Genomic DNA, 12777 nt, shown 5'->3' with positions numbered 1-12777 from the left:
TATCATGTGAACCTTGACTTGATAAATTCAACGGCTCTATTTATCATGTGAACCTTGACTTGATAAATTCAACGGCTCTATTTATCATGTGGACCTCGACTTGATAAATTCAACGGCTCTATTTATCATGTGGACCTCGACTTGATAAATTCACGGGTAAATCGCACGAAGACTCATAAAATAAAGTAAAAAGAGCGCAAATTCTTCGAGAATAAGAATTTGCGCTCTTTTACATTAATCTAGGACACTAATATCCCAGACTTTTTCATTTATTAATTTACGATAATTGATTAACAAGTTCTACAACTTCTTCTTCAGTTGCACAATTAATTGCTCTACCTGCTAATTCTTGCATTTCTTTTTGATCTAATTGTTTGATTTGTTTTCTTGCTTTAAGAATACTAGTCGCACTCATAGAGAATTCATCTAAGCCTAATCCAAGTAATAATGGAATTGCCGTATTGTCTCCAGCCATTTCTCCACACATGCCTGTCCATTTACCCTCTTTATGAGAAGCTTCAATTACTTGCTTAATTAAGCGAAGAATTGCTGGGTTATATGGTTGGTATAAGTATGCAACGCGTTCAGACATACGGTCAGCAGCCATCGTATACTGGATTAAATCGTTTGTACCGATACTAAAGAAATCAACTTCTTTAGCAAAGATATCTGCAAGTGCAGCAGTTGCTGGAATTTCAACCATAATACCGATTTCGATATCATCGTCTACTTTAACACCTTCAGAAACTAATTTTTCTTTTTCTTCAAGTAAGATTGCTTTAGCGTCTCTGAATTCGTTAATTGTAGCTATCATTGGGAACATGATATTTAATTTACCGTACTCAGATGCACGTAATAAAGCTCTTAATTGTGTTCTAAAGATATCAGTTTGATCTAGGCATAAGCGAATTGCTCTATATCCTAAGAATGGATTCATCTCTTTAGGTAAGTTTAGATAAGATAATTCTTTATCTCCACCAATGTCTAAAGTACGAACAACTACTCGCTTACCATCCATTTCTTTCAACACTTTACTATATGCTTCAAATTGTTCTTCTTCTGAAGGCATATTGTCTCTACCCATGTATAAGAACTCAGTACGGTATAAACCAATACCTTCTGCGCCATTATTTTTAACACCTTTTAAATCATTAGGTGTACCAATATTAGCTGCAAGCTCAACATGAACACCGTCTTTAGAAACAGATTCATCATTAACAAGTTTTGCTAATTCTTCTTTTTCAGCTAAGAAGTTTTTTTGTTTTTGTTCATATGCTAGAACTTCATCATCTGTAGGGTTAATAATTACATCACCAGATAATCCATCGATGATAAGACCATCACCATGTTTAACGCGGTCAGTAATGTCTTTTGTACCTACTACAGCTGGAATTTCTAATGAACGGCTCATAATCGCTGAGTGTGAAGTTCTTCCACCAATATTTGTAGCAAAACCTTTAACAAATTCTTTGTTAAGTTGAGCTGTATCAGATGGTGTTAAATCTTCTCCAACAATAATAACGCTTTCATTGATCATACTAGGATTCGGTAATTCCACTCCTAATATATGTGCCAAAATACGTTTAGAAACGTCACGAATATCTGCCGCGCGTTCTTTCATGTATTCATTATCCATATTTTCAAAAATCGTAATGAAATTTGTTGATACTTCATTTAATGCAGTTGGCGCATTGACTTTATTATTGCGAATATTATCTTCAATCGGATTTAATAACTCTGGATCTTCTAACACTAATAAGTGCGCATCAAAAATCGCAGCTTTATCAGCTCCAAGTTGTTTCTCAGCATTATTACGAATTTGAGTTAATTCAACTTTAGATTGATTAACAGCTGCTTTGAACTTTTCAACTTCGCCATCTACATCGCTGATATTATCGCTAGAAAAAGATAAGTCAGGCTCGACTAATAAGTATGCTTTACTAATAGCCACACCATCAGATGCGGCTATACCTTTTAATAATTCAGACATTATTTAGTTAATCCTTCTTTAGATAATACTTCAGTGATTGCATCAATTGCTTCTTTCTCATCACTACCCTCAGCGTAGATAGTAATTTCAGCATCTTTACCAACACCTAGGCTCATTACACCCATAATAGATTTTAAGTTTACTTTTTTAGCATTATATTCTAATTGTACATCTGAATCAAATTTAGATGCAGTTTGAACTAACATAGTTGCTGGTCGTGCATGAATACCCGTTTCGTCAATTATTACGTAAGAATTTTGTTCCATATTTATTATCTCCTTCTGATTCCTATATTTAATTTGTATAAAATCAAATTTTATCTATACGATTAAAGAATATCAAAAAAACACTTACAATTCAATCAAATTACATAAGTATGCAATTATTTGAGTCAATTCTGGCTTAATTAGGAAGCTTCATATATTCAACTGCTATTTGTGTCCCAACTATTGCATTGTGTTCAATGAGTTTAATATTCGTATCTAATGATCTACCCTCAGACTGCTTAACAATTTCACCTAAAAGATATGGCGTTGAATCTTTGCCATGTATACCTTGTTCTTCAGCTTTTGCTAATGCTTTATAAATAATATTATTTATAAACGTAGGCTCTAATTGATCTTCTTCTGGAACTGGATTAGCAATCACAATACCAGAATCTAAACCTAAATCCCAGTGCACCTCTGCTAATTGTGCTATCATTTCAACGTCATCCATTCTAGTATTTAATTTAAGCCCACTTTTTCTTGTAAAAAATGCAGGAAGTTCATCTGTTTGATAGCCTACAACTGGTACACCTTTAGTTTCTAAATATTCTAATGTTTTTTCTAAATCAAGGATTGATTTTGCACCAGCACAAATGACAGCTACATTTTTTTTAGAAAGTTCTTCTAAATCGGCTGAAATATCCATTGTATCCTCTGCACCTTTATGAACACCGCCGATACCACCTGTAACGAAGAATTTAATATCTGCTAATTGTGCACAAATCATTGTGGAAGCTACTGTAGTTGCACCAATTCTTTGAGTTGCTATAATTTCTGCTATATCTCTTCTTGAAACTTTAGCAACATTTTCAGCACTTGCTAATAACTCTAATTCTTGATCATTTAATCCAATTTTGATTTCGCCATTAATAATAGCGATAGTTGCAGGCACACCACCGTTATCTCTTACAATTTGTTCTACGTTTTTTGCCATTTGTACATTTTGTGGATATGGTATACCATGTGAAATAATTGTAGATTCTAAAGCAACAATTGCTTTGCCTTCCTGTTTAGCATTTTCCACTTCTTCTGAGAATTGAATATAGCTTTTCATTATAACGCCTCCATGTCTTTTATAAGTTGTTTTCTGTCTAAATCTTGTCTAACGGTATAAGATGTTTGTATTGTCTTAGAAGCATTAGCTTTAGCTAAATCAATAATTTGTCGTATATCATATGAATTTAACCATCCATAAATTAAACCTGACGTAAATGCATCTCCGGCACCTGTTACATCGACAACATGCTCAATTGCTTTAACTTTAAACTGCTGTTTTCCTTCTATGCCATCATAAAATATTTTTTCTTTACCTGATGTAACAATGATATTGGTAACGCCTAATGATTTAATGTCATTGATAAATTTTAGTAAATATTCTTCTGACTCTGCCTCTTTGCCTACAAAGGATTCAACTTCATCTTCATTTAAAATCAGCCAATCTACAGCATGTAAATTATTTGGCAGACGATTCATTTTTGGTCCTGAAACTGCAATTAATACCAATTTAATTTGTTTTTTCTCAGCATAAGCACACAAGAACTCAATCGTTTCTTTTGGGCAGTTCAAATCTGCAATAATACACTTTGCTTTATTTAATAAATAAGTATTTTTGATCATAAACTCTGGCGTGATTTTGTCATATACTAACATATCTGCGAGTCCCATCGTCATGTTTCCATTTTGGTCTAACAATGCTGTATAACTTCCCGTAGCCTCACTAGATATTTTTTCAACATAATCCACATTCATAAATGGTGATGATAAATCTGCAATATGTTGCCATTCTGCATCATTTCCAGACGTTGTTAATAACAGGACATCCTCTCCTATTCTTCCTAAGTTCTCTGCAACATTCCTGGCAACACCGCCTATAGATAATTCTGAAGTAACAGGATTAGAGGTGCCTTCTATTAATTTATCGGTAATATGAAATTTTCTATCAATATTTGCACCACCTATACACACAATAGGATTTTGTTCATTCAAAACATATGCTTTCCCTTGCACATATTCTTTCTTAACCAACCCCGATATGATATTTGCTACAGCTGGCCTTGATAATCCAACTTCTTCTGATAATTCTTGTTGTGATATAAATGGATTCTCTTTAATTAAATTAAGTATGATCTTTTCATTTTTATTCAAACCACTCACCTCACAAACAAATGTTTACATTTCGAACTTTAGTTTACACATCATACTATAAAGCGCTTTCATAAATAACGCAAATATTAAAATAATTCAAATAAAAAAAGTTAGTATCAAGATTAATTCCTGATACTAACTTTTTGAAATTTATTCACTTATAAAGTCTTGAATGACTGTTTCACATTTCTTAATGTGATCCTCACCCATTTTTTTCATTAAATAATAACTAATAGATCCAGCAACAGCTTGACCTACAAGTGGTATCCATCTAGATTGTTTAGCCGCTTCACGTTTAACTACAGATTTAAAGAATACTTTTACCATAGCATTTGTAACTTTTTGTCCAATAAATTGGCTACCTTTCATAGCGGCAGATGTCAGCACTTTTTGTTTTAAGCCATCTTGCATTTTATTCACTTGCTTATGGCTTAATCCATAAATTTTGTTAATATCTTCAATGATATCGCTCATTAGCTTGATGTCCATACCAACACCTAATCCAGGTATTGGAACAACATTTGCTGCAGATGACATTAATGATTTTTTATGAATTAAGTCTTTAGCTCTTTTTCTACGATTTAATAACTCATCTTGCGTTACTGGTAATTCAGAACGCTTTTTAATTTCTTCTATTCCTAATGCTTTATTTCCGGCTTTATTAGTAATTTTATTAAATATACCCATTATTTTCATTCTCCTCACAGTTCATTAATATTCAATAATTCAGAATACTAATATATACCCGTACGAGGAATTTTTAACCATTTATTTGTACAAACACTACTTTCAAATACTTGCTAGGTTTGTAATGTGGATGGCTCTTAAAGTCTTTAGGTAATCCCATAACATCCAGAATAGTATAGTCTACATCTAAAGCATCTAAAGTTTGATTAATCATTTTTTTAAATGCTTTTTGAGGGAATGCACTAGAATTCGTACTTAATATTAAAGTACCTTGTTCATTTAAAAGTTCCAATGAATCTTCTATTAATTCCGGATAGTCCTTCTGTACGCTAAACGTTTTTTTCTTGTTACGAGCAAAGCTTGGAGGATCAACGACTACTACGTCATAACTTAAACCGTGACGTAAAGCGTATTTGAAATAATCAAACACATCCATGATGAAAATATGATTATTATTTAAATCCACAGTGTTTAATCCAAAATTAGCTTCAGTTAGCGATCTAGCTCTATTTGCTAAATCCACACTCGTTGTAGAGTTAGCATTTGCACTTGCTGCAACAGAAAAAGCGCCCGTATAACTGAATAAGTTAAGTACATCTTTATCTTGGCTATAATGATCTCTTAATTTTTTTCTTACATCTTTTTGATCTAAGAAAATTCCAGTCATCGGTCCATCATCTAAATCAATATTGTAGAATAAATGATTTTCTTCTATTACATATGGGAAACCAGGTGCTTTTCCGTCAACAAAGTCAGAAGCAGTTTCCATACCTTTAAATCTTCTTTTTTCAAAAATAGATTTATATTCAAATACTTCTTTAATTGCAGGTAATAATCTGTCTTTCAAACGATAGATTCCTACAGAATACCATTGAATTAATAAATGTCCGTCATAATTATCAATTGTTAATCCGCCAATACCATCACCTTCAGCATTAAAAATTCTGTATGCATTGATGCCATTAACACGATCATAATATTCTCTTTCATTTTTAGCTGTAGTAAATAAATCTACAAAAAATTGGTGGTCTATCTTTTCAGTTGATTCTAGTGATAATACCCAACCGATACCTTTATTTTGTTCACCATAATAAGCAGTAGCAATAAATCTTTTACCAGAATCTACAAGCGCTACTAATTCACCTTCATCTGTGTTAGGCATATCAAATATGTCATCTTTTTCAACTAGAGGGTAACCTCTTAAATATTTATCTTCTTTACCTCTTTTAAGCATTAACTGTTTCATTATTTTTTGGCCATCCTTTCGAAATGTCTCACATATTATAACGTATATTACGCAAAACACCAAAAAAACAGAGTATCCCCCTTTAGAATACTCTGTTAACCGAATTTATTAATCAAAATTTCCCCCAGAAAGTTTTGATCCCCTTTTATGTAAACGCTTACTAAAAATAGTATAAAGGATAAGATTGTTCCGTGCAATACATTTTCCAAATAAATTCATTAAAAAAGTTTACTTATCACATATTAGAATATAAATAAAAGGTACTAAGACTTGAAAAATAAAGTAAAAAGAGCGTAAATTCTTATTTTTTAAGAATTTACGCTCTTTTATATTAATCTTAGTATGTTTTGTCACACATGATTTTAAATGTGTTAGAAAGATTTTTTCAAATGAATAATAAATGCTGGTGTGACAAACAGTAATAATAAGAAGGATATTGGTGTTATAAATACTGATAATTGCGACGTTTGTAACGCTGAAACAAAGAATGTTGTTGCAATTTCAAAGAACAGTGCCGATATAACAAAAAGTTTTCCAAAATTATTTTTATTCTTGTAGTTTGTCGTGTAATTAAAGTATGCATATAAAATGATGAGTAACATTAAAATAAACAATGTTAACCATTCGAACACATATTGTATTTGTGATAATTTCCATTCACCTGACAAGAACAAACCGTTACGATTATTAAATTCAATAAACGTAAATAAGAATAAAATAGCTGTACTAATCCATTCTATATAGCTTTTCTTTAACCATTTAGGTCTTCTCATCCATTTAGGAATGTCATCGTCTTCTATTCTAATCATTTCTTTCCATTTTTCATTACGTTTTTTTCGTTTAGCAATAGCCTCTTCAGAATTAAATTTCTCTAAAGTTGTTTGTTTGAAAGTTTGTAGTTTCTGATAAAAACCTTGAGACATGCTAAATATTTTACGCGTTAGTCGATTATTTTTTACTCTTGAGTATTTTTCATCAATAATCATTTCTGCATCTTCATCACTTACTGGTAATGATCTTCTTAAATATAAACTTATCCAAACAGACATTTGGCTAAAACACCATAATAATATAAAGAATAAATTAATACTCATTACATCTATAGGTTTTACATTTGCAGCATCGATATTATGGTTCATTGCAAATTGTGAAATGAAATAACACATACCATATGAAATAATAATCCATAAATAATGTTTTTTACGATTCATCGGGTTTAGTTCATTTTTATAAACAACATATCCCACGTGAATACTAAATGGAATGATAAATAAGAATGATGCAAAACTGTAAACTTGAAACATCGTCATCATAATGACAATCATTAATAAGATCGTTAGTCCTATATAAAATATAGAAATATCGTAATCATAATTCGTCGTTCTTCTTAAAGTACGTCCAATAAGTAAAACAAAAATACCAATCAATAAAATTATGATTGCTGCTATCACTGGAAAACCACCAATATAATGGTGCATTATTCTAACCAGTTCATCAAAAAAAGCTACAAAAAAGTCCCAAATATTTCTTATATGGATATCATTTGAATCTTTGATATTATAATCTTTAATACGTGGCGCATTAAATAATATAAGTAATCCTGTAATTAAAATGAATATACCTATAATACGACTAAAATGAACTTCCCAGCTTTTTTTCTTTATAGACATGTTCTTCACCTCATTGAACATTATAATTGTTTCGTTTTCAATTGTCTTTAATTATATTGAAAATCGGTCCCAAGTACTAGCAAGAAGTTTAAAACTCATACGTAGTTGGGTATATAATAATATCATACATTTTAAAGGAGTGTTATCATGACTCAAAACGATAAACATAAAGACGAAGCAGAAAAAGCTAAGAAAAAGGAACAAGATCATAAAAAAGATGATAAAAAAGGACAAGACGAAACAAAAGATAATATTCAAGATACTTTCGAATAATCTATTTCCCTCATCTGTATAATAATCCTCCATCGTAAATGAATACTTCATTTCATGGAGGATTTTATTATGCTTATAATCAACTCATTCTTTTAAAAAAATAGATTTCACGTTTATTATAACCTATTGACAAAAGGTATGATAAGACTTATCGTAGTGTTAACAATTTAATAACTGCACTAGGGGTGTTTAAAAACTGAGACAGACATGAAAAGGTCTGAACCCTTTGTACCTGATCTAGATGATACTAGCGTAGGAAAGTGTTCGTAAATCATATAATATTCATTTTAAATGATAACAATATTTTTGTGCGCTTCTATTTAGATATAGGAGTGCACATTTTTTTATAAAAAAGGAGATATATAACATGTCAAAAAGATTAACTTTGTCTGATATTCTAGTTACGGTATTGATTGGTGCGTTATTTGCAATCATTTATAAATTTTTATGGGTTCCATATGAAATTTTAAAACCTTTAGGATTACATTTAGAACAATCAGTATATGGCCTTTGGTTTATTGCAGCAATTGTAACGTATTTAATAATTCAAAAACCAGGTGTCGCATTACTTGCTGAATTTGCTGCAGGTGCTGGTGAAACAATTGTAATGGGACAATTTGATATCCCTACATTTATCTATGCATTACTTCAAGGTTTAGCTTGCGAAATTGTCTTTTTGGCAGTTCGTTATAAAACGAGAAAGTTATCTGTTGCTGTTGTAGCTGGGATGACTGCTGGCATTATCACACTACCTATTGATTGGTTCTATAATTATTTAAGTGATGTTGCATTATGGAATGTAATCTTAATGTTCGCAATTAGAATATTGAGTGGCGCGATTGTAGGTGGCGCATTAGGATATGCGATTGTAAGAGCACTTGACCAAACTGGTGTCACTAAGTTGTTTAGACCAGCATCTAAAAAAGATTATGACTTATTATAGGAGTTAGCCAATTGTTATCACTAAAAAATTTAAGACTTAAGTATCCTGACGATAAACGCATTATTTTCAAAAATTTAGATATTCAAATTAACGATAAAGAAAAAGTACTTTTATTAGGACCTAGTGGTTCAGGAAAAAGCACGTTATTAAATGTTTTAAGTGGCATTATTCCGAGATCAATGGATATTCCAATGAAAGTCGATTCTAAAAAAATAGATACCCTTCCTGGCGTTATATTCCAAGATCCCGATACACAATTTTGTATGCCAGAAATTAAAGAAGAATTAGCCTTCGTGTTGGAAAACATGAATATTCCACCTACTGAGATGGATAAGTTAATTATTGAAGCAATGAATAAAGTAAATTTAAATGCTGATCCTTCTTTGAAAATCAACCGTTTAAGCGGAGGCATGAAACAAAAATTAGCCATTGCTTCTATATTGTTACAAGATACGAGTACATTATTTCTAGATGAACCTACTGCTATGCTTGACCATCAATCTACAACGCAGCTATGGGATTTAATTATGCAAAATTGGCAAAATCAAACTGTAGTGATTGTAGAGCATAAAGTAGACTATATTTGGAATTATGTAGACAGAGTAATTGTGATGAACGAGCACGGAGAAATCACACACGATAGTACACCTGATGATATATTACGTAATCATACGGATGTTCTAAATGACTATGGTGTGTGGCATCCAAACTCTTGGCATTACGCGCCAAAGTTAAGTGAAATACCTTCTACACAAGAAACATTATTAAATATTAATCATTTAGATATACTGCGCAAGCACAAGAACTTATTCCATGTAGATAACTTGTCTATATATAGAGGCGAGTGGATTGCGCTTACAGGAGAAAATGGTGCTGGAAAGACCACCTTTTTAGAGTCACTTATGCAGCTTATAAAGTATAAGGGACAAATTAAATATAAAGATGAGCACATTAAGAAAGTGAAAGATGCATCCAAACATATGTACTTTGTGTACCAAAATCCAGAATTACAATTTATAGAAATATCTGTTTTCAATGAAATTATGATTAATTTCTCACATCAAGATAAAAATACCGCTTACGAAAAAACTAATGAAATGTTGAATTTATTAAAACTAGATCACGTTAAAGATCAACATCCATTTGAACTATCCATAGGACAAAAGAAACGTTTAAGTGTCGCTACAGCGTTAAGTACGAACTCAGAAATTATACTTCTAGATGAGCCAACATTTGGTTTAGATAGTCACAATACATTCGAGCTCATTAAATTATTCCACGATAGAGTTCGTAACGGTCAAACCATTTTAATGATTACACATGAACAGGAAATTATAAATCGATATGCGACAAGGACATTTACCATAAATGACGCGCAATTAACCGTTAACGGTGGTGAATCACATGTTAACTAACTGGAAGAAATACTCTACTTTTATTGATCATGTGAATATTTTAACGAAACTGTTATTAGGTATAATGTTATTTTTCTATGCGATATTTATTCACCAATTTGACTTCATGATTTATTTAACAATCATTATGTTTATATATTTAATTGTAATGAGTGGCGTTAGATGGTTACCACTTCTTATCGTAATAGCCATTACAATGTTCTTTGGAATCACCTCATCGTTATTTATGATTTTTTACGGTGAAGGAGAACGTACATTACTAAAATTCGGCATTATTCATATAACAAATGAAAGTTTGCTAAGAGGTTTGCATGTTACTATGCGTACACTCGTCATTTCATTTTATGGCATGGTAATCCCTTTTACCTCTCAAATAATTTTTGTATTTTACAGTTTCATGCAACATTTAAAATTAAAACCTAAAATAGCATATGCTTTTATGGCTTCAATACGAATGATTCCAATAATGTTTAGTTCTTTTATGCAGTTAAGACAAGCTTTAAAGATGCGTTACGCCGTTATCGATAAAAGTAATCGCAAAGGTTTGAAATGGATCAATCATCTACTCATACCTACTTTAAGTCAAAGCATTAGAAAGTCTCATCGATTAGCTGTTGCCATGGAAGCTAAAGGTTTCACTAATCAAAAAAGAACATACTATTATAAAGTTCCTTTTACAATAAATGATTTATATTTTGTACTATTAACGATATTGCTAGTCGTTATTGCATATTTATTAAGTATTTATATACCGATTACAAATATTGCAGATATTAGATAACATTGCGTTATATTTGACCATACCTTTCCCAAAAAGATTGAAATATAGCGCAATGAAAAAGGTCGATTCAAATTTATTTTCCATAAATTTGAATCGACCTTTTGATTATTTTTGAGCTTTTAAAGCTTTATGCCCTATATCATTTCTATAAAACAATATATCACTTTTAATTTTACTAACTTGTTCATAAGCATTTTTTTGAGCTGATTCGATATGATCTCCAGTACCAATTGCAATCATAACGCGACCGCCATTGTTCTCAAATTGCCCATTGTCATTCTTTTTCAGAGCACTAACAAAATATTGATCCAGTTCTTCTAATCCTTCAACTACATACCCTTTTTCATAAGAACCAGGATAGCCTTTAGAAGCAAGCACTACACCTACCACACTTTCATTTTTCCACTCTAATGTTATAGGTTCTTTTTTATATACTTTTTCTAAAAGCTCGACAAAGTCAGAGTCTAATCGAGTAAGTAGTACTTGAGCTTCGGGATCACCAAATCTCGCATTAAATTCTATTACTTTCGGCCCATTCTCAGTTAAGATTGCGCCAATATAAATTAAGCCGAAATAATTTATACCTTCACTTACTAAAGCATCCGCTATAGGTTGTGCTATTTTTTGGTTCGTTTCTTGTAATACTTCTTCAGAAATATGAGGGACTGGACAATATGCCCCCATTCCACCTGTATTTGGTCCTTGATCACCATCAAAAGCTCTCTTATGATCTTGCGCAATACAATCGAATGGAACAGCAAACTCATTATTAACAAAAGTCATCACAGAATATTCTTCACCATCAAGAAATTCTTCGAAAACGACTTTTTCATTTTGTGTTTCGTATAATGTTTCAATACCTTCTCTCGCTTCGTCACGCGTTAAAGCAACGATAACACCTTTACCAGCAGCTAAGCCGTCTTTTTTAAGTACAATTGGAATTTTGCATTGTTCAACATATTCAGCCGCTTCATCTTTATTAGTAATGGTTTGATATTCTGCAGTAGGAATATTATATTTTTCCATAATTTTCTTTGCGAATTCTTTAGAACCTTCTAATTGTGCTGCTGCTTTATTAGGTCCAAACACTTTTGCATTCGTTTGTTCTAATGCATCTGTTAAACCGTCAATTAAAGGTTGTTCTGGGCCAATAATAACCCATTCAATTTCATGCTCGACAACAAAATCTTTAATTAATTCATGATCTGACTCTTGAATTTCAGAAACAATTGTAGCTACTTTGCTCATCGCATCGTTTCCAGGAATAACAAATACTTCATCAACTAACTTTGAATGACTACATTTTTGAGCTAATACGTGTTCTCTTCCACCTGATCCTATCACAAGTACTTTCATAGTGA

12 protein-coding genes and 1 riboswitch are annotated in these 12777 nt (G+C 31.7%); of the genes, 4 read left to right on the top strand and 8 right to left on the bottom strand.

All coding sequences use genetic code 11. The annotated features are described in order from the left end of the window. Positions 1–277: 277 nt before the first annotated feature. From ptsP to auxA, 7 genes are all read right to left on the bottom strand, one after another. Positions 278–1990: a phosphoenolpyruvate--protein phosphotransferase gene (gene ptsP / locus LQ598_RS11360; protein WP_016912885.1), complete on the bottom strand. Its 1713-nt coding sequence runs from the start codon at positions 1988–1990 to the stop codon at positions 278–280. After that, positions 1990–2256, bottom strand: a complete 267-nt coding sequence (locus tag LQ598_RS11355; protein WP_107537295.1) for a phosphocarrier protein HPr — start codon at positions 2254–2256, stop codon at positions 1990–1992. The genes ptsP and LQ598_RS11355 overlap by 1 nt, the downstream gene beginning before the upstream one ends. A gap of 136 nt (positions 2257–2392) precedes the next feature. Then, the gene (locus LQ598_RS11350; RefSeq protein WP_239745526.1) at positions 2393–3310 is read right to left on the bottom strand and encodes a pseudouridine-5'-phosphate glycosidase; all 918 of its coding nucleotides are present in this window, start codon (positions 3308–3310) and stop codon (positions 2393–2395) included. Beyond that, positions 3310–4401, bottom strand: coding sequence for a carbohydrate kinase (locus LQ598_RS11345; RefSeq protein ID WP_119596021.1), 1092 nt, complete (start codon positions 4399–4401; stop codon positions 3310–3312). The genes LQ598_RS11350 and LQ598_RS11345 overlap by 1 nt, the downstream gene beginning before the upstream one ends. A 150-nt stretch (positions 4402–4551) precedes the next feature. Then, positions 4552–5088: a DUF697 domain-containing protein gene (locus LQ598_RS11340; RefSeq protein WP_239745525.1), complete on the bottom strand. Its 537-nt coding sequence runs from the start codon at positions 5086–5088 to the stop codon at positions 4552–4554. A gap of 73 nt (positions 5089–5161) precedes the next feature. Further along, the gene (locus LQ598_RS11335; protein WP_107558999.1) at positions 5162–6334 is read right to left on the bottom strand and encodes a class I SAM-dependent rRNA methyltransferase; all 1173 of its coding nucleotides are present in this window, start codon (positions 6332–6334) and stop codon (positions 5162–5164) included. 371 nt (positions 6335–6705) lie between these two features. Next, complete coding sequence (gene auxA, locus LQ598_RS11330) at positions 6706–8004, bottom strand: lipoteichoic acid stability factor AuxA (RefSeq protein ID WP_103323336.1); 1299 nt, start codon at positions 8002–8004, stop codon at positions 6706–6708. Positions 8005–8151: 147 nt separating this feature from the next. Here auxA and LQ598_RS13820 point away from each other — a divergent pair, with 147 nt between their 5' ends. The 4 genes from LQ598_RS13820 (at position 8152) to LQ598_RS11315 (ending at position 11416) form a co-directional block, all read left to right on the top strand. After that, positions 8152–8277 (top strand): hypothetical protein, encoded by a 126-nt coding sequence (locus LQ598_RS13820; protein ID WP_016912096.1) that lies wholly within the window; start codon positions 8152–8154, stop codon positions 8275–8277. A gap of 171 nt (positions 8278–8448) precedes the next feature. Then, positions 8449–8553: riboswitch (TPP riboswitch) on the top strand. Between the two features lie 91 nt (positions 8554–8644). Next, positions 8645–9220, top strand: a complete 576-nt coding sequence (locus tag LQ598_RS11325; RefSeq protein ID WP_239745524.1) for an ECF transporter S component — start codon at positions 8645–8647, stop codon at positions 9218–9220. An 11-nt stretch (positions 9221–9231) separates the two neighbouring features. Continuing rightward, positions 9232–10635: an ABC transporter ATP-binding protein gene (locus LQ598_RS11320; RefSeq protein WP_016912094.1), complete on the top strand. Its 1404-nt coding sequence runs from the start codon at positions 9232–9234 to the stop codon at positions 10633–10635. After that, positions 10625–11416 carry an energy-coupling factor transporter transmembrane component T family protein gene (locus LQ598_RS11315; protein WP_103323335.1) on the top strand — a complete coding sequence of 264 codons (792 nt, stop codon included), beginning with the start codon at positions 10625–10627 and terminating at the stop codon, positions 11414–11416. The genes LQ598_RS11320 and LQ598_RS11315 overlap by 11 nt, the downstream gene beginning before the upstream one ends. 105 nt (positions 11417–11521) lie before the next feature. Here LQ598_RS11315 and purD read toward each other — a convergent pair whose 3' ends face one another. Then, on the bottom strand, positions 11522–12772 hold the full coding sequence (purD, locus tag LQ598_RS11310) for a phosphoribosylamine--glycine ligase (protein WP_107536841.1): 1251 nt from the start codon (positions 12770–12772) through the stop codon (positions 11522–11524). Positions 12773–12777: the final 5 nt, after the last annotated feature.

Origin of the sequence: Mammaliicoccus sp. F-M27, from assembly GCF_022387115.1 — a bacterium.
GTDB lineage: Bacteria > Bacillota > Bacilli > Staphylococcales > Staphylococcaceae > Mammaliicoccus > Mammaliicoccus vitulinus.
Note: the sequence above shows the minus strand (reverse complement) of the source record. Positions and strands in the feature narration are given on the sequence as shown.